General features: G+C 71.5%; 18 protein-coding genes. 5 read left to right on the top strand and 13 right to left on the bottom strand.

Going from position 1 to position 20,771, the window contains the following annotated elements:
• Positions 1–114 precede the first annotated feature (114 nt).
• From OG766_RS30950 to OG766_RS30930, 5 genes are all read right to left on the bottom strand, one after another.
• Complete coding sequence (locus OG766_RS30950) at positions 115–711, bottom strand: GTP-binding protein (protein ID WP_266386199.1); 597 nt, start codon at positions 709–711, stop codon at positions 115–117.
• A complete protein-coding gene (locus OG766_RS30945; RefSeq protein WP_266386202.1) occupies positions 692–1,066 on the bottom strand; it encodes a DUF742 domain-containing protein in 375 nt (124 codons plus the stop codon). Before OG766_RS30945 ends, OG766_RS30950 begins: the two co-directional genes overlap by 20 nt.
• On the bottom strand, positions 1,059–1,487 hold the full coding sequence (locus OG766_RS30940) for a roadblock/LC7 domain-containing protein (protein ID WP_266386205.1): 429 nt from the start codon (positions 1,485–1,487) through the stop codon (positions 1,059–1,061). Before OG766_RS30940 ends, OG766_RS30945 begins: the two co-directional genes overlap by 8 nt.
• Positions 1,484–4,081 (bottom strand): sensor histidine kinase, encoded by a 2,598-nt coding sequence (locus OG766_RS30935; protein ID WP_328726735.1) that lies wholly within the window; start codon positions 4,079–4,081, stop codon positions 1,484–1,486. Before OG766_RS30935 ends, OG766_RS30940 begins: the two co-directional genes overlap by 4 nt.
• Before the next feature lie 64 nt (positions 4,082–4,145).
• A complete protein-coding gene (locus OG766_RS30930) occupies positions 4,146–5,018 on the bottom strand; it encodes an MHYT domain-containing protein (protein ID WP_328726733.1) in 873 nt (290 codons plus the stop codon).
• A gap of 511 nt (positions 5,019–5,529) precedes the next feature.
• On the opposite strand from OG766_RS30930, the gene OG766_RS30925 reads away from it, so the two are divergent.
• The gene (locus OG766_RS30925) at positions 5,530–6,816 is read left to right on the top strand and encodes a ricin-type beta-trefoil lectin domain protein (RefSeq protein ID WP_328726731.1); all 1,287 of its coding nucleotides are present in this window, start codon (positions 5,530–5,532) and stop codon (positions 6,814–6,816) included.
• A gap of 83 nt (positions 6,817–6,899) precedes the next feature.
• On the opposite strand, the gene OG766_RS30920 is transcribed toward OG766_RS30925, so the two are convergent.
• Positions 6,900–8,801, bottom strand: coding sequence for a cellulase family glycosylhydrolase (locus OG766_RS30920; RefSeq protein ID WP_328726729.1), 1,902 nt, complete (start codon positions 8,799–8,801; stop codon positions 6,900–6,902).
• A gap of 53 nt (positions 8,802–8,854) precedes the next feature.
• The gene (locus OG766_RS30915; protein WP_423247210.1) at positions 8,855–9,391 is read right to left on the bottom strand and encodes a TetR/AcrR family transcriptional regulator; all 537 of its coding nucleotides are present in this window, start codon (positions 9,389–9,391) and stop codon (positions 8,855–8,857) included.
• Between the two features lie 315 nt (positions 9,392–9,706).
• On the opposite strand from OG766_RS30915, the gene OG766_RS30910 reads away from it, so the two are divergent.
• The 4 genes from OG766_RS30910 to OG766_RS30895 all read left to right on the top strand — a co-directional run bounded on the left by OG766_RS30910 (position 9,707) and on the right by OG766_RS30895 (position 14,716).
• Positions 9,707–11,320 (top strand): FAD-binding oxidoreductase, encoded by a 1,614-nt coding sequence (locus OG766_RS30910; protein WP_266386219.1) that lies wholly within the window; start codon positions 9,707–9,709, stop codon positions 11,318–11,320.
• Positions 11,321–11,543: 223 nt separating this feature from the next.
• A complete protein-coding gene (locus OG766_RS30905) occupies positions 11,544–12,863 on the top strand; it encodes a VWA domain-containing protein (protein ID WP_266386222.1) in 1,320 nt (439 codons plus the stop codon).
• A complete protein-coding gene (locus tag OG766_RS30900; protein WP_328726724.1) occupies positions 12,863–13,666 on the top strand; it encodes a hypothetical protein in 804 nt (267 codons plus the stop codon). Before OG766_RS30905 ends, OG766_RS30900 begins: the two co-directional genes overlap by 1 nt.
• 258 nt (positions 13,667–13,924) lie before the next feature.
• The gene (locus OG766_RS30895) at positions 13,925–14,716 is read left to right on the top strand and encodes an N-formylglutamate amidohydrolase (RefSeq protein WP_266386227.1); all 792 of its coding nucleotides are present in this window, start codon (positions 13,925–13,927) and stop codon (positions 14,714–14,716) included.
• Between the two features lie 73 nt (positions 14,717–14,789).
• On the opposite strand, the gene OG766_RS30890 is transcribed toward OG766_RS30895, so the two are convergent.
• The 6 genes from OG766_RS30890 to OG766_RS30865 all read right to left on the bottom strand — a co-directional run bounded on the left by OG766_RS30890 (position 14,790) and on the right by OG766_RS30865 (position 20,704).
• Positions 14,790–15,305: a cupin domain-containing protein gene (locus OG766_RS30890; protein WP_328726722.1), complete on the bottom strand. Its 516-nt coding sequence runs from the start codon at positions 15,303–15,305 to the stop codon at positions 14,790–14,792.
• A gap of 169 nt (positions 15,306–15,474) precedes the next feature.
• A complete protein-coding gene (locus OG766_RS30885; RefSeq protein WP_266386232.1) occupies positions 15,475–16,593 on the bottom strand; it encodes an AI-2E family transporter in 1,119 nt (372 codons plus the stop codon).
• Between the two features lie 85 nt (positions 16,594–16,678).
• The gene (locus tag OG766_RS30880; protein ID WP_266386235.1) at positions 16,679–16,813 is read right to left on the bottom strand and encodes an MFS transporter small subunit; all 135 of its coding nucleotides are present in this window, start codon (positions 16,811–16,813) and stop codon (positions 16,679–16,681) included.
• Positions 16,782–18,116: an OFA family MFS transporter gene (locus OG766_RS30875; RefSeq protein ID WP_266386237.1), complete on the bottom strand. Its 1,335-nt coding sequence runs from the start codon at positions 18,114–18,116 to the stop codon at positions 16,782–16,784. The genes OG766_RS30880 and OG766_RS30875 overlap by 32 nt, the downstream gene beginning before the upstream one ends.
• Positions 18,117–18,321: 205 nt before the next feature.
• Positions 18,322–19,095, bottom strand: coding sequence for a class I SAM-dependent methyltransferase (locus tag OG766_RS30870; RefSeq protein WP_266386240.1), 774 nt, complete (start codon positions 19,093–19,095; stop codon positions 18,322–18,324).
• A 124-nt stretch (positions 19,096–19,219) separates the two neighbouring features.
• On the bottom strand, positions 19,220–20,704 hold the full coding sequence (locus tag OG766_RS30865) for a peptide MFS transporter (RefSeq protein ID WP_328726718.1): 1,485 nt from the start codon (positions 20,702–20,704) through the stop codon (positions 19,220–19,222).
• Positions 20,705–20,771 lie beyond the last annotated feature (67 nt).

Here is a 20,771-nt window from a genome sequence, read left to right as displayed (position 1 = left end):
GGGCCGGCCGGCCCCGGCGGTCGGTCGGGGACGGCCCGGTCACCCGCGCTCGGACGAGGTCAGGCCGGGGCCGCCCTGCGCTCGGTCAGGGACGGCCCGGTCACCTGCGGTCCGTCACACCGGTTCCACCGGAGCGTCGGGGACGGCGAAGCCGCCCGCCAGCTCGATCAGCGTGATCAGGACCTCCTTCCCCGACTCACGCTCCCGCGCGTCGCACAGCACCACCGGCGTTCCCGGGTCCAGATCGAGGGCCGACGCCACTTCCCGCGCGGTGTACTCGCGGTCGCCGTCGAAGCAGTTGACGGCCACGACGAACGGAAGCCGGCGCCGTTCGAAGTAGTCGACGGCCGGGAAACAGTCCCGCAGCCGCCGGGTGTCCGCGAGCACCACCGCGCCCAGGGCGCCCCGGGCGAGCTCGTCCCACAGGAACCAGAACCGGTCCTGGCCCGGAGTGCCGAAGACGTACAGCGCGAGGTCGTCGCCGATCGTGATCCGGCCGAAGTCCAGCGCCACGGTCGTGGTGCGCTTGTCGGCGACCCCGTCCAGGCTGTCGTCCGACCGGCCCGCCTCCGTCAGGAGTTCCTCCGTGTTCAGCGGCCGGATCTCGCTGACCGCGCCGACGAACGTCGTCTTGCCGACCCCGAAACCCCCCGCCACGAGGATCTTGAGGGCGAGGAAGGGCGCGTGCGCGTCAGAGGGCTCGGAGTCCATCAATCACTCTCCTGAGGATGCGTGCGTCGGGGAGTTGGGCCGGCGGTACCGGAGGAGTGGCCCGGATCAGGCCCGCCTCCAGCAGATCGCCGAGAAGTACCCGTACGACGGCCAACGGCAGTCCTGAGTCGGACGCGATGTCGGCCACCGGGTGCGGCCTGGGGCGGCACAGCCGGAGGATCGCCGTCTGCTCGGGCGGGAGCACGGGGTCGGGGCCGGTCCCCGGCAGGGCATGGATGACGGTCATCAGATCGAGGCGTTCGCCGCTGGGGCGCGCCCGGCCGGTGGTCACCGCGTAGAGGCGCACCAGCGGGCCCGCCTCCTCGTCGTACCAGCGGCGGTCGGGGTCAGTCATCGATGCGTGACATCACTCCGGCCACATCACGGGCCGGGGTGCCGAGATGGGCTCCGACCCGCTTGACCAGTCGCGCCATCTCGTAGGCGACCAGGCCGACATCGGCGTCGGCGTCGCTGAACACGGCGAGACAGGAACCGTCGCCCGCCGCGACGACGAACAGGAAGCCCTCCTCAAGCTCGACGAGGGTCTGGATGACCCGGCCCGCGCGGAAGTGCCTCCCCGTGCCCTTGGCGAGACTGTGGAAGCCGGAGGCGATCGCGGCGAACCGCTCCCCGTCGTCCCGGCTCAGCGCCTTCGACGTGCCGACCGGCAGTCCGTCGCCGGACAGCACGATCGCGTGCCTGATCTCGGTGACCTGGGTGACCAGCTCTTCCAGAAGCCAGCTGAGGTCACCGGAACGCTGCGGGTTGCCGTTCATCGGCTCTCTCCTTCGCCTGCGGTGTCTTTCTTGCTCTCCCCCTGCTGCGGCGCCGTCCCGGCGGCCTGGCCGCGGCTCCATCCCGAGCGGAACGACGCCATGGCGGCGCGGGCCTGCTCGGGGGTCCTCCCGGCGCGACGCTCCCGCACCGGCGCGCTGCGGTCGGACGCGGCGTACGGGCGGTGCGGGTCGTGCGGGCCGTGCGGGTCGTGCAGGTCGTACGGGACTTCCTCGTCGGCGTGTTCGGGCATCGGTCCCGCCTGGCGCACCCGGCGGGGCAGCTCGGCCCGTCCGGCGGACGCCAGGTGGTCTTCGCCGACGGGCGCACGGTCGGCCGCCCGGGTGTGGTCACCCGGGTGCGGCGGCTCCGGGGCGGGAGCCGTGGCCGGCAGGGCGCCGGGCGCCGACGTCTCCTGCGTGGTCCCCGTGCGAGCCGGGTCCTGCGCCGCGCGGAGCGGCGCCGGAGCGGCGGGAGCCGCGTGCACCGGAGCGGCGGCGGCGGGAGCGGGAGCGGGAGCGGCAGCACCGTGATCCGGAGCGGCGGCGGGAGCCTGAGCGGCCGGGCCGGTGGCGCGGGCCGCCGGGGCGTCCTCGGGCGGCAGGACCGCTCGGGGGCGTGCGGCGGCACGGCGGGGCAGACCCGAGGTGGTCTCCACGGCCGGTTCCGGTTCACCGGGGACGGCCTCCTCGATCTGTTCGCCGGCCAGCCGGCCCGGCAGCAGGACCACGGCGACGACACCTCCGTACACCGAGCGGCGCAGTGCCACACGTACGTCCAGGCGGTGCGCGATCCGGTTGACGACGAACAGTCCCAGCTGGCCGCTGTCGAGCAGGTCGACCCGTTCGGTGTCCTCGATACGCCGGTTGGCCTCGGCGAGCGCGGCCCGGTCCAGGCCGAGCCCGCGGTCCTCGATCTCCAGGGCGATGCCCGATCCGACGCGTTCCGCCGACACCCCCACCTTGGTGTGCGGGGGTGAGAACGCCGTGGCGTTCTCGATGAGTTCGGCGAGGAGGTGCGTCAGGTCCGCGACCGCCGCGCCGGGCAGCAGGACGGTCGGGAGGTCCAGGATCTGCACCCGGTCGTAGTCCTCGACCTCGGCCACGGCCGCCCGTACGACGTCCATGAGGGGCACGGGCCGGCGCCAGGCACGTCCCGGCACGGCACCGGACAGGATGATGAGGCTCTCCGCGTGACGGCGCATGCGGGTGGTCAGGTGGTCGAGCCGGAACAGGTCCTCCAGCTCGACCGGGTCCTCGTTGCGTCGTTCCATCGTGTCCAGCAGGGCCAGCTGACGGTGCAGCAGGGCCTGGCTGCGGCGGGCGAGGTTCACATAGACACCGGAGATGCCGTGCAGGACCTCGGCCCGCTCCGCCGCGGCCGTGACCGCGGCGCGGTGGACGGCGACCAGCGCGGCACCCACCTGACCGACCTCGTCGTCGCGGTGGGCCCGCATGGGTGCCACCGCGTCGATGTCGACGGGTTTGCCGGCGTGCAGTCTCGCGATGGTCTCCGGCAGTTCACGGCCGGCCAGCCTGAGGGCGGAGTTGCGCAGACCGACGAGCTCGACGACCAGGCCCCGCCCGATCCTGACCGAGATCACGAGCGACAGCACCACACCGGCGAGTCCGAGGACGACCGCGACGCCCGAGCCGCCGAGGACGGCGAACGACAGGGGATCGGCGGCGTCGGCGGCCACGGTGGTCGCGTTGCGCTGTGCCTGCGCGAGGTCCTGCAGCACGTTCCGGGCGGGAGTGCTCCAGCGGGCGGCCGTCGCGACGGGCCCGGCGGCCTCGGCCTCACCGGCATCGCGTATCCCGTCCTCGATCGCCCGCAGGTCGCGCAGCCCGGGCCCGGCGAGGACCTTGCGGTACGCGGCCGCGTCGGCGGGCCGCAGATCGTCCACGGAGGCGGCGAGGAGCTGCCGTTGGGTGTGGGCGGTCCCGATGAACTCCTGGAACTGTGCGCGGGTCATACGCCCGGCCACCTGCGCGGCACCCATCAGGGCGTCCTCGCGGGCGATCATCTCGCGGGCGCGGGCCAGTTCGAGGACGACCCGTGCCGCGGAAGGCGTGTCCGGACCGCGCATTCCGGCCAGAGTCGCCTTCAGGGCGAAGGCCTGGGCGACGGTGCCGTTGTAGGCGTCGTACGCCTCACGCCACCCCGCGTCGTCCCCGCGCAGCTTGGTGCGCAGCCCGCGCAGACCTTCGAGGCCGGCCACCAGACGGTCGGCGCGTCCGGTGAAGTCCGCCCCCACGGCACCGGCGTCCAGACTGCTCGCCCGGATGCCGCGGCCGAGCGCCGCGACGGCGGCGTCGGTGGCCCTCTCGCGGTCCGTGAGGGACTCGGCCCGTTCACGGCTGGGAGCGGCGATCCGGCGCAGGGCCGCCGAGCGCTCGGACTGCACGGCTGCGACGAGCGAGTCCACGGGTTCGAGGAGGGTGGAGTTGGCTTGTTCGTACTGGTTGAGTTCCGAGACGCTGCGCGCCGTCGTGACGGTCGCGAAGGCCCACAGCGCCATCAGGGAGACCGCCGGCACCATCAGCAGGCAGACGATCTTCGCCCGGATGGACCGTGGCACCAGGAGTGTGCTCATCACTTCCTCGAGCAGTCGGGGGCAGGGGGATTCGGGGGGTGCGGGGATTCGGGTGGGCGGGGGCTCAGCCGGCGTGCGCACCGGCGGCGGCGCGGGGGTCGGCACCGGCGTCGGTGTCGGCCCGGGTGTCCGCCCGGGCATCCGCGTCCGCGTCGACGTCGGCGTCGGCGTCGGCGAGCAGTGAGGCCGCGGCGGCCTCGGCGCTCTCTGCGTCCTCGCGTGCCGTGGGAGACAGGGCCACGTAGGCGGACGCGAGGAAGAGGAACGAGCCGAGAAGCACGGCGAGCGGGAAGACGAACTCCATGGCGGTCGCTCCGTCCAGCACACCCTGCCCCGGTCCGAGTTGGATGCGTACGGCGGCCATGCCGGTGTAGTGCATGCTGCACACCGCGGCTCCCATGACGAGGGCCGCGACCACCGCGCCCGCGGCGCCGCGGACCACCAGGGCGGCCCAGAGCGCGGCCGTCGCCGCGGCGACGGCGATGCCCAGCGAGGCGGCGACCATCGGCAGGTCGTAGCCGACGCTGCCGTGCAGCCGCAACGCGGCCATCCCGAGGTAGTGCATGGCCCCGACACCGAGGCCCGCACCGAGTCCGCCGAGGAGCAGCGAGCGCCCGCGGTGCCGTCCGTAGCCGACGGTGAAGACGCCCGCTCCGACGACGGCCATGGCCACCAGCAGGCTGAGCAGGGTGAGCGGAACGTCGTAGCGGATCGCCGTTCCCTCGACTCCGAACCCCAGCATGGCGATGAAGTGCATCGTCCAGATGCCCGAGCCGATCGCGACCGATGCCGTCACGAGCCAGTTGCGCCGGGACCGTCCTTCCGCCGCCAAGGCCCGTACGGTGCAGCGCAGTCCGAGCGCGGCTCCTGTGCAGGCCATGGCGTACGCAAGGACAGGCGACAGCCATCCGGCGCTGAAGTGGTGCAGATGCGCCACGAGTCCCTCCGTTCGAGGTTCAACTTCAAGGCCGTGGACGCTAACACTCCACTTCTGCACAGAACTTTGGAGGAAGCTCCATATGTGAAGCACGAGCACACAACCGCTTACCGCGCGCTGCCCTACCCGCGAGTTGAGTGATCATCAATGCGCGTCACACGGACACTTCGACGCCTCGGCATCGACCACCCCGCAGCCCAGTAGTGGCACAGATCACGGCCCCGACTTCGCGAAACCACTTGCAGGATCCATGCGGACTTGACGCACCTCGACAGCCGACCCACCCGACCGGAGCTCACACGGCCGCGAAAGGGCGGCGCGGCGACGCCCTTCACGGGGTGCGAGAGCGCTCTCAGCCTTGGCATTGACAGGGACGCATCAACGGCGCTTCACTGCCCGAGACAGGTCTGGACCAAACACCCCCCACGCCCCACCGCGTTCCACGGTCCCTTTCCCGGCCGGCGTCACCGTGCGGTCGGCACCCCCTCCCGCAGAGACCGAGGCGAGTCACATGCCCCTTCGGATACGCCCACACTCCTTCCGCGGCGTCGCCCTGGCGGTCGCGGCCCTGACCGCCGCGCTGAGCTGGGCACCCGGCTCCGCGGCCGCGCCGCGCCCCGCAGCCGCATCCGCCATTCCTGCCGCATCCGCCGCCGCGATTCAGGCAGTGAACTTCGAGGACAACTTCGACGGCCCCGCCGGATCCGCCGTCGACGGCGGCAAGTGGCAGATCGAAACCGGCGACAACGTTGCCAACCACGAGCGTCAGTACTACACCGCGGGCAACGCCAACGCCTCGCTGAACGGCCAGGGCCAACTGGTCATCACGGCCCGACGCGAGAACCCGGGCAACTACCAGTGCTGGTACGGCCGGTGCGAGTACACCTCCGCGCGCCTGAACACCGCGGGCCGCTTCACCCAGACGTACGGGCACGTAGAGGCCCGGATGAAGGTGCCGCGCGGCCAGGGCATGTGGCCCGCGTTCTGGATGCTCGGCAACGACATCGGCGACGTCGGCTGGCCGGCCAGCGGCGAGATCGACGTCATGGAGAACGTCGGCTTCGAGCCGAGCACCGTGCACGGCACCCTCCACGGCCCCGGCTACTCCGGCAGCGGCGGCATCGGCGCCGCGTACTCCCTGCCCGGCGGCCAGGCGTTCGCCGACGCCTTCCACACCTTCGCCGTCGACTGGTCGCCCGACTCCATCACCTGGTCCGTCGACGGCAACGTGTACCAGCGCCGCACACCCGCGGACCTCGGCGGCCGCCAGTGGGTCTTCAACAAGCCCTTCTTCCTCATCCTCAACCTCGCGGTCGGCGGCTACTGGCCCGGCGACCCGGACGGTTCGACCGTCTTCCCGCAACAGCTCGTCGTCGACCACGTCCGCGTCACCACCTCCGACACCGGCGGCTCCGGCGGCACACTCCGGGGCCTCTCGGGCAAATGCCTGGACGTCGCGGCCGCCAACACCGCCAACGGCACACCCGTCCAGCTCTACGGCTGCAACGGCTCGGCGGCACAACGCTGGACCGTGGGAACCGACGGCACGGTCCGCGCCCTCGGCAAGTGCCTCGACGCCGCCTCCGCGGGCACGGCGGACGGCACCCGCGTCCAGCTGTGGGACTGCAACGGCACGGGCGCCCAGCGCTGGTCGTACAACGCCGCGACCGACGACCTGGTCAACATCCCGGCGAACAAGTGCCTCGACGTCCTCGACAACAACCCGGCGGACGGCACCCCGACCCAGCTCTGGACCTGCACGGGCAGCGCGAACCAGAAGTGGTCCCTGGTGTCCTGACCCCGGCTTCCCCATCCGGCATCGGCCGGGCGCTCAAGGCGCTCCCACCCACACGGGACGCCCGCAGCCCCGGCCGATGCGGCTCAGCGCCTGGTCGCGGCCCAAGCCGACAGTTCGTCACGCGCACCGCGCAGAAGGTCCTCGGACGGGGCCGTCGACCCGTTGGTGATCAGGGCGTAGTGCAGGCCGCCGGTCCGCGGTGCCGTGAGGAGCAGGCGGCGGCTGCCCGTTCCTCCGGGCTCGGGGGCCACGGCGATCGGGGTCCCGTTGCCGTACGACGGAGGCGCGTGGACCGTGCCGAGGTCCGAGACCACGGTGGTCCGCGCCGGGTCGAACGAGGCGGGGAGGTGGAGTTCGGTCGGGGCCAAAGTGCCGTCCGAGCGCCACAGCAGCAGTCCGTACTGACCGCTGCCGACGAGTTCACGGACCCGCGGCAGGGACGGCGGAACCGGGTTCCATGTGAGAGTGGTGGAGCCGTCGCGGGAGCGGTCCTCGTAGGTGAAGGCCAGGACGCGGCCGGCCGTGGCACTCGGGTAGAGGCGGTCCAGGAGGCGGGTGTCCTGGCGGAGGACCGGTGTGCCCGTGTCGTCGAGGCGTACGGACGACAGGTCCTCGTCGTTCCAGGCGTCGGCGGCGGTCAGGACCTTGTCGGGGTTGCCGTTCATGGGTTCGTGGTGGCGGCCGTGGTAGATGTCCCACTGCCACTGGGTGCCGGACAGGACGGGGCCCGAGTCCTCCGGGCGCGACCACCACGTGGCGCCGGGGAGACGGGAGTCGAGGGCCTGGTACATCGCCTTGAGGACGGTCGGGGCCTTGTCGGCGACCGTTCCGCCGAGGGGATGACCGAACTCGCTGACGACGGCCGCCGTTTCCGTCGCGGACGCCCGGTCGCGGACGGTGCCGAAGTCGCCCGCGTACTGGCCGTCCTTCGCCTTGCCCCACATGAAGACGCCCGAGATCGCCTTCTGGTCGTAGAAGTGCGTGTTGAAGACGTACCTCGGACCGAGGCGGCCCGCGTCGAGGAGGCCGCCCTCCTGCTTCTGGAAGTCCAGGTTGGCGTTCCAGAAGAGATTCGGCTCCACGAAGGCGGGTTTGTCGCGCCAGCCCGCCGCGTCCATGCGGGCACGGAACCTCTCGTAGAAGGGCCAGAGGATGTCGCGCTCCCAGGCGCGGCTGGTCTGACCGGGGTCGTAGGAGCCCGCGTGCGGCTCGTTGTACGGGTCGAAGCCGACGACGCCGGCGAACTCGGCGGCGGTGAGATGTCCGGCGAGGTGGGCCATGGTGGTCTGCGCGGTCGTGAGGAACGCGTCCTGGATGCCGCCCTTGTTGTGCCAGAAGTCGTACGTCGCTCTCGTCACGGCCTGGTTCTGGGTGATGTTCTGTCCCCAGAAGAGGCAGATCCCGCACGATTCCCGAGGGTAACCCCCGGCGTCGACGACCCACTTGGGGGCTCCGTCCCCCGTGTACCAGCTGTCCTCGTGGAACAGGTGCCGGGAGAACAGGTCCTGGTGGAAGTCCGGATAGACGCGGATCCCGGCCGTGAGGAACGCCCTCATCTGCGCGGTGGCGGCAGCCAGGTAGGCGTGGTCGACCTGGCCGCGTACGGGCTCGGCGTGCGCCCATGACAGCAGAAAGCGCACGGCATTGCCGCCTCCGAGCGTGCGCAGCGCCTGCGCGGACTTCTCGGCGTCGGCGACGGAGGCGAAGGGCAGGCCGCCGTTCTCCTCCAGCTTGGTCTCGCCCGAGACGTTGTATCCGCGCAGGACGACCTCGCGGCCGAGTCCGTCCACGAACCGGCCGTCCTGGACGGTGAAGGAGGCGGCCGCCTGTTCGTCGAACCAGTGCGATCCGGGCGCGGGCCCGCTCCTGTGCCCGGGCCCGGTTCCGGCCGCCACGGGAGCGGCGGCCGTGGGCACACCCGCCACGGCCAGGGACACGGTGATGAGGAACAGGACACCCATGAGACGCTTGCGCATCGTCGGCATGCGCCCCACGTTCCTGACGATGCGTCAGCTTGTCAATGCCCCCGGCGCGACCCTCAGGCCCCGTCTCGAATCGCCGAAAGCAGCCGGGTGCACCGTTCGCTCATGTCATGCGCGGACAGTTCCGGTTGGGACACCCACCAGCCGACCAGGGCGCTGACCGTGCCCGTCCACACCTGCTTGAGCGCGTCCGCGTCGAGTGCGTCGTCATTGCCCTGACCGCGCAGCAGCGCGCCGGTACCGGCGGCCGCGAGATCGTCGATGGCCTCACGGTGGCGGTGTGCGGCGCGCCACGGTTCGGAGCCGGGCGGCAGGGTCCGGTCGTACAGCACGAACCAGGCGTACCGCTGGGCCTCCAGCGTGTCGAAGATCGCGGCGAGGACGGCCTGGGGAAGCCGGTCCCTGGACGGACTCGTCGCCATGGCCGTCTCGATCGCCGCAAGGAGGCGGGGGCCGATGTGCTCCAGACAGGCGGCGTAGAGGCCGTCCTTGGAGCCGAAGTACGTGTACAGCATCGGCTTGGTGACGCCGACGCGCCGGGCGATCGCGGCCATCGACGCGGCGGCGTGGCCGCGCCGGCCGAACTCCTCCAGGGCCGCGGCCACGATCTGCTCCTCGCGGCGGGCACGCGGGACGCCCTTGGTGCCGGCGCCACGGCTCCGCGACGAAGCTCCCTGCGGGGCGCCGGCCTGCGGGGCAACGGTCTGCCGGGCACCGGCGTACCCGCCGCCGGGCTGCCGGGCGACGGTCCGCTCGTCGTCGATCCGCTCGTCGCCGGTCCGCTCGTCGCCGTCGGCCGGTGCCACGGCGGCCGGATCCGGTGCCGCCGAAGCTCTTGCAGTGGTCATGGAGAAGACTATACGTTGCGGTAACTTACCAAGAGGTAAATTACCGAGGGGTCGAATCGCGTGACCGACAGCACCAGCACTCCGCCCGCCTCCCTCGCCTCCCGCTCCTGGTGGGGCTGGGGCGCCGCGGCGCAGGCACTGCCCGATGCCGAATGCACGGCGCTCGGCGCCCTGGTACCGGGCTCGGCGTCCACCCCCCTGCCGGTGCCCGACATCGCCCACCTCGAACTGCCCAGGGTGCGCGTCGAGCCGCCCCCGGCCCTCGCCCCACTGATGTCCGCTGCTCCGGAGGACCGGGCCGCGCACACCTACGGCAAGGCGTACCGCGACGTGGTCCGCGCCCTGAACGGCGACCTCTCGGCGGCGCCCGACCAGGTCGCCCATCCTCGTACCGAACAGGATGTGGTCGACATCCTCGGCTGGGCGGCGGACGAGGACGTCGCCGTCGTGCCGTACGGTGCGGGCAGTTCGGTCGTCGGCGGGGTCGAGTACCGCGAGGACCGGCACCGTGGCGTGGTGTCGCTGGATCTCTCCCGGCTGGACCGGGTGCTGGAGATCGACCGGGTCAGCCGGGCCGCCCGGATCCAGGCCGGCGCCCTGGGCCCCGCGCTCGAAGCACAACTGCGCCCGCACGGACTCACCCTGCGCCACTTCCCCCAGAGCTTCGAGTTCTCCACCCTCGGCGGATGGCTGGCCACCCGGGCCGGCGGACACTACGCCACGCTGTACACGCACATCGACGACCTTGTGGAATCGCTGCGCGTGGTGACGCCGGTCGGGATCAACGAGTCGCTGCGGCTGCCCGGTTCGGGCGCGGGCCCGTCCCCCGACCGGCTGTTCCTGGGGTCCGAGGGCACGCTCGGCGTGATCACCGAGGCGTGGATGCGGCTGCAGGACCGCCCGCGCCACAAGGCGTCGGCCACGGTGCTGTTCGGCGACATCCACGCCGCGATGGACGCCGTACGCGCCATCGCACAGTCGGGTCTGCACCCGGCCAACTGCCGGCTGCTGGACCCCGGCGAGGCCGCTCTGGCAGGGGTGGCGCGGGACGGCGAGAGCGTGCTCGTCCTCGGTGTGGAGTCGGCCCACTCCCCCGTCGGCGAGCGCCTCGCCGAACTCGTCACCCTCGCCCGTGACCACGGCGGCTCACCCACGCCGACCGGCCCGGGCACCGAGGACGCCGCAGCCGGCACCTGGCGCTCGGCGTTCCTGCGGATGCCCTACCTCCGCGATGCGCTCGCCCGGATGAGCGTGGTCACCGAGACCTTCGAGACGGCCTGCACCTGGGACCGTGCGCCCGATCTGTACGAGACGGTGCGCCGCCGGCTGGGGGACGTCGTACGGGAGGTGACGGGCACCATGGGCACCGTCAACTGCCGCTTCACCCACGTCTATCCGGACGGGCCCGCGCCGTACTTCACCGTCATCGCCCCGGGGCGGCGCGGCGACGAGGTCGCGATGTGGGACGAGATCAAGTCCGAGGCCATGCGGATCCTCACCGATCACGGCGCGACCGTCACCCATCATCACGCCGTCGGGCGCGATCACCGGCCGGGGTACGACCGCCAGCGTCCGGAGCCGTTCGCACACGCACTCCGAGCAGTGAAGCAGGCACTCGACCCCGCCGGCATCCTCAACCCGGGCGTGCTCGTCGATCCGGCCGCCGCCGGCTGAGGCCCCGGAGGAGGCGGGAGGCCCCGCACAGCCCGGCCGAGAGACGGCACGCTCAGAACGTCCGGATCGAGACAGACGGCACCTTCCGTCCGCCCCGGCCGTACGTCCCCGCCGCCGTCGCGGCCGTACGTCCGGCCGTACCTCGCCGCCGTCCCGGCCGTACGTCCGGCCGTACGTCGCCGCCGAATTGGGCCGGGCTCCCCACCCTCACTATGATCCGGCGATGATCATAAGAAAGCGACTGGCAGCCGCGCTCTGCGGCGCGCTGCTGGTCACCTTGACCGGCGGTCTCGTACCCGCCGCCGCCTTCGCCGACTCGGGCGACGACCCGGCCGACGGGCAGGCCGCGAAGCAACCACCCAAGGTTCAACTCGTCCTGGACGTCAGCGGTTCGATGCGGGCCCGCGACATCGACGGCCAGTCGCGGATGTCCGCGGCCAAGCAGGCGTTCAACGAGGTGCTGGACGCGGTGCCGGAAGAGGTCAGGCTCGGCATCCGCACGCTCGGCGCCGACTACCCCGGCAAGGACCGCAAGCAGGGCTGCAAGGACACCCGGCAGCTCTACCCGGTCGGCGAACTCGACCGGACCGAGGCGAAGACGGCCGTCGCCACCCTGACCCCGACCGGCTGGACCCCGATCGGACCGGCGCTGCTGGGTGCCGCGGACGATCTGGAGGGCGGCGGCAGCGCCACCCGCAGGATCGTGCTCATCACGGACGGCGAGGACACCTGCGCCCCGCTCGACCCGTGCGAAGTGGCGCGTGAGATCGCGGCCAAGGGCATCAACATCACCATCGACACGCTCGGCCTGGTCCCGAACGCCAAGATGCGCGCCCAGCTGATGTGCATCGCCGAGGCCACGGGCGGTACGTACACCTCCGTGCAGCACAAGGACGAACTGTCGGACCGTGTCAGCCAGTTGGTCGACCGCGCGGCCGAACCCGTCGTCACTCCGGTCGCCACGCAGGGCACCGACCGCTGCGAGGCCGCCCCGCGCCTCAAGCCCGGCCTCTACGCCGACCGCGAGGCCATCGGCCAGCACCGCTGGTACCGGGTGGACCTGCTGCCCGGGCAGGAACTGCGGGCCTCGGTGAGCATCGCCGCCGACCGTGCCGTCAACCGCGACTACGGTGTGCTGCTCCGCGCCTCGACCCTGAGCGGACGGGAGATCGTACGCGGCGAGGCGGCGGGAGACGGGCGTACGGACGTCATCTCCACAGGGCTGCGCCATTCCAAGCCCGAGATCGAGGAAGCGGACGCCGATGACGTCGGCGACGCCGAGCCCGCCGCCGAGACGGTCTGCCTGCGCGTGAGCAACTCCTTCTCCTCCCCGGCATCCGCGGCCGACAAGACCGCTCCCGGTCTGCCCGTCGAGCTCACCCTCGACGTGGTGGACGGCCCCCGCGACGCCGGCGACGTGGCCTTCCTCGGCCTCGGCCAGGGCTGGTGGCTGATCGGTCTGCTCACGGTCGCGGGCTTCGCGGCCGGTCTGCTGTGGGGCTGGATCTCGCGCTGGCGCGTCGCCGTCTGGAGGACCAACTGATGCGTACCGTACGCACGTTCACCGGAGCGCTGCTCGCCGCCGCCGCGCTGTTCACGTTCCCGGGCGTCGCGGCCGCCGAGACGTCCACTCCCAGCCCGGGAACGGCTTCGGAATCGGCCTCGGGATCGGCTTCGGAGGAGGCCTCCGCTCCGACCGAGGCCGGCACGTCGTTCCGTACCGCCACCGTCGTACGACCCGGACAACGGGCCACGGCACAGGCCTCGACCGGTGACTACCTGTACTGGCAGTTCCCGGCCGATGCCGGACAGCGGGCCACGGTACGGGCCACGGTGAAGCTCCCGGGATCCGAGGCCCGGCACGGCGCCCACACCTGGCGGCTCGACGTGTACGACGGGCTGCGGCGCCACCAGGCCTGTCGCTACGGCAGCGACGTGAGGACCGCCCAGGCGCAGGCGGCGTCCGTCGAGCTGTCCTGTGCGCTGCGCACCGTCCGCGCGTGGTCGGAGGAGTGGGCCAACGACCCGCTGCCCGGCGTGTACTACGTCCGTCTGACGGTCGTCGACGCTCCCGCCGAGGACCTGGGCGAGCCCGTCGACGCCGCACTGGAGATCGCGTCCGCCGACTCCGGGGGCGCCGCCGCCGTGGACGGCACGCTCTCCGCACCACTGGTGCCCGCGTCCGGACGCGAGGTCGAGCCCGAGGACGGCTGGGCCTCCGGGTGGTGGTCGTCCCGCGTGCTGTGGACGGCGGCCGGTGCGGTGCTCGCCTCACTGGCCGGTATCTGGGGCTACCGCCTCACCCGCGGCAACGGCCGCCCCGTGCACGCACCGCCGGGGGCCTGACCTCGTCACGACGCGCCGCTCACTCCGGGTTGCCCCGACCCGGGGTGGGCGGCGCGCCACCATGACCGCAGCCACGAGCCCCACATGCGGGCAGCCGCCCATGCCAGGGCGTAACCCGCGCTGTTGCCCGAGCTCGCCCCGGCCGAGCGCGGCCCGGCCGAGCGCGGACAGCCACGCGATCAGCAGGAGCGTCCCCATGGTCACTGCCGACCGGCTCGGGACCGGCCCGCGCTCCCGAGCGGAAGAGAGGGAGGGAGGATGGCCGACATGAGCCACTCGTTCCACCTCATCCCCGGTGCCGTTGAATCCCCCGTGATCCTGCACGTCCCGCACTCCTCGCGGGTGATCCCCGAGCCGGTGCGCCGCGGCATCCGGTTGGACGACCAGGAGTTGCGGCGCGAGCTCGACCACATCACCGACGCGCACACCGCCGAACTGGCCGCCGACGCTGCCGATGTGGCCGATGCCAGGCCGTGGCGGTTCGTCAACTCGCTCTCGCGCCTGGTGGTCGATCCCGAGCGGTTCCCCGACGAGCGGGAGGAGATGCTGGCCGTCGGCATGGGCGCGGTGTACACCCGGACCACACACCGCGAAGCGCTCCGCCCGGCGGACACCGACCCACAGCCGCTGATCGACCGCTACTTCCACCCGTACGCGGACGCGATGACGGCCGCCGTCTCCGGCCGCCTCGACGCGGTGGGACGGGCCGTCGTCATCGACGTCCACTCATACCCCACGCGGCCGCTCCCGTACGAGCTGCACGGCGACGGACCCCGGCCGCCGATCTGCCTGGGGACCGACGCCTTCCACACCCCGCCCGGGCTTCTCACCGCCGCCGAGCGGGCGTTCGCGGGCTTCGGCGGCACCGGGCTCGACAGCCCCTTCACCGGCACCTACGTACCGCTGGAGTTCTACGGGAAGGACCCGCGGGTCAGCGCCCTGATGATCGAGATCCGGCGGGACGTCTACATGGAGGAGCCCGGCGGACCCGCGGGCCCCGGGCTGGCCCGACTCGCCGCCGCCCTCGGGGAGTTGGTCGACACGATCTGACGGGCAGCGCCCGACGGTGAAGTGTGGTTGCCCGGGCAGCCTGACGCGGTCCGCAACGGGCGTGAAACCCGTGTCAGGCCCTGCCGGGCCCGCCCTTCGTGTCGACGAAGAACGAGTCGCGCCGCACGAGGAACTCCGCGAACTCCTCGCCGCCCTTGCTCGCCATCTCCGCGACCTGCTCGAAGTACTGCTCGCGCGGCGCACCCGGCGCGAACAGCAGCAGCATGGAAGCGAGAGCGTCCGAGTCGTTCTTGAACGCGTGCAGCCCGCCGACCGGGACGTAGACGAAGTCCCCGGCGCGCGCGGTCGTCCACCGCTCGCCGTCGAACAGGTTCACCTCCCCGGCGCGAATGAAGAACGACTCCGAGATCGCCCGGTGGAAGTGCGTACTGGGCCCGGGCGAGCGCGCTGCCAACTCGACCCTGTACAGCCCGAACTCCCCGCCCGTCGAGGCGCCCGTGGCGAGATGACTCGTCCGGTTCCCCGATTCGTCGGCCAGGTCCGCAGGAGTGTCCGCTGCCCGGAACCGCGCGGTGATCTCGCCCCCTTCCCCGAGATACCGCGGCTCGGGATACACGGGGTACGACATGACCGGCTCCCTTCGCGTAACGGCCCACGGCGTACGGCCCGCGGCCGCCTCTCCCTCCACTAGCGCGCGGGCGCCAGGAGTCCGCCCGGTCGGCATACGGCCCCTGGCGAACCGCCGGAGGACGAGACGGGAACGGTGAGGCGAGTCCCTCGGTCCACGACGCGGCACGCTAGGCGACGACAGCGGCACCGGCGGTGTGGGGCTCGTCCGTCTCCGGCTCCTGCGGCGGGTCCGTGAACTGCTCGCGCAGATAGTTCCAGACCACCGCGATCATCGCGGCCACCGGCACCGCGAGCAGGCTGCCCACGATGCCGGCCAGACTGCCGCCCAGTGTCACCGCCAGCAGGACCACCGCCGCATGCAGGCCGAGGCCGCGGCTCTGGATCATCGGCTGCAGCACATTGCCCTCGAGCTGCTGCACCGCGACGATGATCGCCAGCACGATCAGCGCGTCCGTCGGCCCGTTCGACACCAACGCGATGAGCACCGCGACCAGGCCGGCGAACAGGGCACCCACGATCGGTACGAACGCGGAGACGAAGGTCAGCACGGCCAGAGGGAGCACCAGTGGCACCCCCAGGACCCACAGGCCGATGCCGATGAGGACGGCGTCGATCAGGCCGACGAATGCCTGGGAGCGTACGAACGCGCCGAGCGTGTTCCAGCTGCGCGCGACCACGACCGGGACGTGGGTGGCGAGCGAACCGGGCAGCTGACGTGTGAGCCAGGGCAGGAACCGGGGGCCGTCCTTGAGGAAGAAGAACATCAGGAACAGCGCCAGCACGGCGGTGACGACACCGTTGACCACGGTGCCCACCCCGCTGACGAGAGCGGTGACCATGCTGCCGGCGCTGTCCTGGATCCGGGCGACAGCGGCGTCGAAGGCGCCGGTGATCTGGTCGTCCCCGATGTTCAGCGGCGGTCCGGCAGCCCATTCGCGCAGCTGCTGGATGCCCTGGACCACGCCGTCCGACAACTCGCCGGACTGGGAGGCCACCGGCACCGCGATCAGCGCCACGACGCCCGCGGTGACCAGCAGGAACAGTACGGTCACGGCCGACGCGGCAAGCGCGGGACGCCACCCGCGCCTGCGCAGGAAACGCGTCAGGGGCCAGGTCAGCGTGGTGAGGAGCAGGCCGACGATGAGCGGCCAGACGACCGACCACATCCGGCCGAGCAGCCACAGGGCGACCGCGCCCGTCACGAGGACCAGCAACAACTCGACGGACACGCGGGCCGATACGCCGAGCGCGGCGCGGACCCTGGTGGAACTCAACCTGGCGGACATGGGATCACCCTATGGGTAGGTCCATCACACTTCGGCGTCGCCGTCCGTCAACGGCCGCCTCCCGGCGTCTCGTCGGCCCTTGACGTCATCCCGTGAACAGCTGCGTCGCCTTCCGTACGAGTTCGTACAGCCCGTACGCCAGCGGAACGCCCACCCACAACCAGGCGAAGGCGATCAGCCCGCGCCGGTCAGGCGGACTCTGAGCGCTGTCGTTCGACATCGGCGGTTTCCTCCCTCGGTGCGGGGATGTGGCGGCTCGGGTGTACGGGACGGACGAGTTCGTTGGCGACGAAGCCGACGACGAGCAGCCCGATCATGATGACGAACGACAGGCCGTACAGGGACGAGCCGTGCTTGCCGGCCTCCTCCTGCCGGTCGGCGATCCAGTTCACGATCAGCGGCCCGAGGACGCCGGCCGTGGACCACGCGGTGAGCAGCCGGCCGTGGATCGCGCCGACCTGGTAGGTCCCGAAGAGGTCCTTCAGATACGCGGGGATCGTCGCGAAGCCGCCTCCGTAGAAGGAGAGGATCACCAGTGCGCACAGGATGAACAGCGGCTTCGACGAGTCCCCGAACAGCGCGATGAGCGCGTACATCACGGCGCCGGCACCCAGGTACACGCGGTACATGTTCCTGCGGCCGATCAGGTCGGAGGTCGACGACCAGCCGATGCGGCCCGCCATGTTGGCCGCGGACAGCAGTGCCACGAAGCCGGCGGCCGCCGACACCGACACCGGTGTGGACGTGTCCGCGAAGAAGTCCGTGATCATCGGGGCGGCCTTCTCCAGGATGCCGATCCCGGCGGTCACGTTCATGCAGAGCACGATCCACAGACACCAGAACTGCGGCGTGCGCACGGCGTCGCGGGCCGAGACCTGCACTCCGTCGACGGCGCTCGGCCCGCTCTCCACGGGTTTCTCGCTGCGCGGCACCCTCACCAGCAGCACGCCGAGCGACATGAACGCGGCGTAGGACAACCCGTGGACGAGGAACGCGAGCGCGATCCCGGAGCTGTCGGACCCGAACGACTCCAGCATCTGCGCCGACAGGGGCGAGGCGATCAACGCACCGCCGCCGAAGCCCATGATGGCGATGCCGGTGGCCATGCCGGGCCGATCGGGGAACCACTTGATGAGCGTGGAGACCGGCGAGATGTAGCCGATGCCGAGGCCGATGCCGCCGACGAACCCGTATCCGAGGACGATCAGCCAGTACTGCTCCGTGGCGGCGCCCAGCGCGGAGATCAGAAAGCCGGACGAGAAGCAGACGAGCGCGACGGTCATCGCCCAGCGTGGCCCGTTGCGCTCCACGAGGGTGCCGCCGAACGCGGCCGACAGCCCGAGCATCACGATGGCGACCTGGAAGGGCAGCGCGCTTTGCGTGCCACTGAGCCCGAGGGCCGATTCGAGCGAAGGCTTGAACACGCTCCAGGCGTAGGCCTGGCCGATGGAGAGGTGGACCGAGAGCGCGGCGGGCGGGACGAGCCAGCGACTCCATCCCGGGGGTGCAACAGGTGGACTCATGATCCGAACGGTAGGAAGCACACAAGCGGTTGAGAAGCCTCCGCGTCGACCGTATGCGATGAACGGTATCCCGGGCACGACGAACGGTCGGCCCGACGGTCACGCGCCTTCGCCCGCAGGGGGGCCGCAGCGCCTTCGCCCGTAGGCGGGGGCGCAGCGCGGCAGCGGCCCTGCGGCGGCGCGGCCACCGGCTGGACCCGCCCGCCTACGTCGACGCGCGGGACCTCCTGCGCCCTCGTGCACCGAGGGCCGTCAGGCAGGCGACTCCGGTCAGGAGGGCGCCGCCCACGTACCAGGTGCCCGCGCCGGGGGAATCGACAAGCCCGGCAAGCCAGGTGGCCCCCTTGGGCGGGAAGGTCGCGACGAGGGAGGCGGCGGTGCGCACCTGCCCGTGCGGGAACTCGACCTGCTCCGGCGAGCCGAACCGGGCGGCCTCGCCGGTCTTCGGAAGGTGTGCGTCGGCCGTCTCGGCGCGCCAACTGGTGGGCGTGTCACGCGGGCCGATGGCCGCGCTCCCGCTGATCCGTGCGAGCCCGGCCACCCACTCGACGCGGTCGTCCATGACGTTCCACAGGCCGGCCAGGACGCCACCGTGTGCGAGGACCCTGGCGATCTCGGGTCCCGCGACGGCCATGTCGAACCAGTGCATGGCGTTGCCGGCCAGCACGGCGTCGACGGAGGCGTCCGGCAGCGGGATCACCTCGGCGCTGCCCGGCAGGGCACGGACGGCCGGCAGCGAGCGGCGCAGCTCGGTCAGCATCGCCGGGTCGGGCTCGACCGCGATGACGTCGGCACCCAGCGCGACCAGCGTGGCGGTCAGCTTCCCGGTTCCGGCGCCGAGGTCGAGCACACGCGGACCGGGCGCAGACTCGAGCGCCCAGCGCACCGCCGCCTGCGCGTAGTCCGGACGGTGCTCGTCGTAGGCGACCGCCGCTGCGCCGAACGACGAGGCGTGCAGCAGCCGTTCGTCCCTGTCCACGCGGGTCACCGTATCCGCGCTCCCGCCGGTCGACCACGACGCGGACTGCCGCTACGTCACCGGGCGGGCCACCACCCACGTTCGGGCCGGCGTTCCGGCCCAGCCGGTACGGGGTCCGGGAGGCTCAGTGGTGGCCGACGAAGCGGCTGCTGATCTGTTTGCGGAAGAGCAGGATGACCAGGCCGACCACCACCGCGACCGTCACCTCCGCGACGACGAACGGGCGTCCGTCGAGGTTGGCTCCGGCGAGGGAGGCGAGCGAGGTCACGCAGTCGCCCGCCGTCACGGCCAGGAACCACACGCCCATCATCTGGCTGCCGTACTTCTCCGGCGCGAGCTTGGTGGTGACGGACAGGCCCACCGGCGACAGGCACAACTCGCCGACCGTCTGCACGAGGTAGATGGCGCACAGCCACAGCGGGGAGACCAGGTTGCCGTTCGCGGCCGCCGCCAGCGCCGGCAGGAAGACGACGAAGGACAGGCCGACCAGAATGAGACCGACGGCGAACTTGGCGGGCGTGGACGGTTCTTTGTGCCGGGCGGCGAGCCACTGCCAGAGCCATGCGAACACCGGGCCGAGGGCCATGATGAACAACGGGTTCAGCGACTGGAACCAACTCGAGGGGAAGTCGATCCCGGCGAACGTGGTGTCGGTGTTCTTGGCGGCGAAGATGTTGAGGGTCGAGCCGCCCTGGTCGTAGATCATCCAGAAGATCGCTGCGGCGACGAACAGCCATACGTAGGCCGTCATCCGCTGCCGCTCCGGAACGGTGAGCTCGGGATCCCGCCTGATCCTGAACAGCGTCCACGCCGGGAACACCAGGCCGATGATGGTCAGGGGAACCACCACCCAGTTGAGGGTGTAGTGCCCGGAGAGCACGACGACGGCGTAGAAGACGACGGGCACCAGCAGCCACAGAAGGCCTTTCTTCACCAACGCGGCTCGTTGTGCGGCGTCCAGCGGTGCGGGGACGAGATCGCTGTGCGGGCTCAGGGAGCGGCGCCCGAGGAGGTACTGGACCAGGCCGAGCGCCATCCCCACGCCGGCCACCGCGAACCCCAGGTGGTATCCCACCTTCTGCCCGATGGTCCCGATCACCAGCGGGGCGAAGAAGGCACCGAGATTGATGCCCATGTAGAAGATGGTGAACGCACTGTCCCGGCGCCATTCCAGCGCGCCCTGGTAGAGATGGCCCACCATCGTCGAGATGTTCGCCTTCACCAGGCCGGAGCCGACGGCCACGAAGAACAGACCGGCGAAGAAGAACCCTTCGGTGGGCACCGCGAGAAGGAAGTGCCCGATCATGATGATGACGCAGGCGACCGTCACCGATTTCCGCGGCCCGAGGAAGCGGTCCGAGACCCAGCCGCCCGGGAGCGTCAGCAGATAGACCATCGAGAGGTACACACTGAAGATGGCGATGGCCGTGCTGGTCGGAAATCCGAGGCCCCCCTCGCTCACCGGTGCGGCGAGATAGACGGCGAGCAGGGCACGCATGCCGTAATAGCTGAACCGCTCCCACATCTCGGTCATGAAGAGGGTGGAAAGACCCCAAGGATGACCGAAGAACGTACGACCGGGCGGAGACGCTTCGGACGTGCTGATCAACCCTTGCCCCTTTCCGTGCTTCTGACGGAAAGCTAGGCACTTTCGCGCCGTCGACCGTGTTGCCACG

Origin of the sequence: Streptomyces sp. NBC_00259 (assembly GCF_036181745.1) — a bacterium.
GTDB classification, from domain to species: Bacteria; Actinomycetota; Actinomycetes; order Streptomycetales; family Streptomycetaceae; genus Streptomyces; species Streptomyces pratisoli.
Note: the sequence above shows the minus strand (reverse complement) of the source record. Positions and strands in the feature narration are given on the sequence as shown.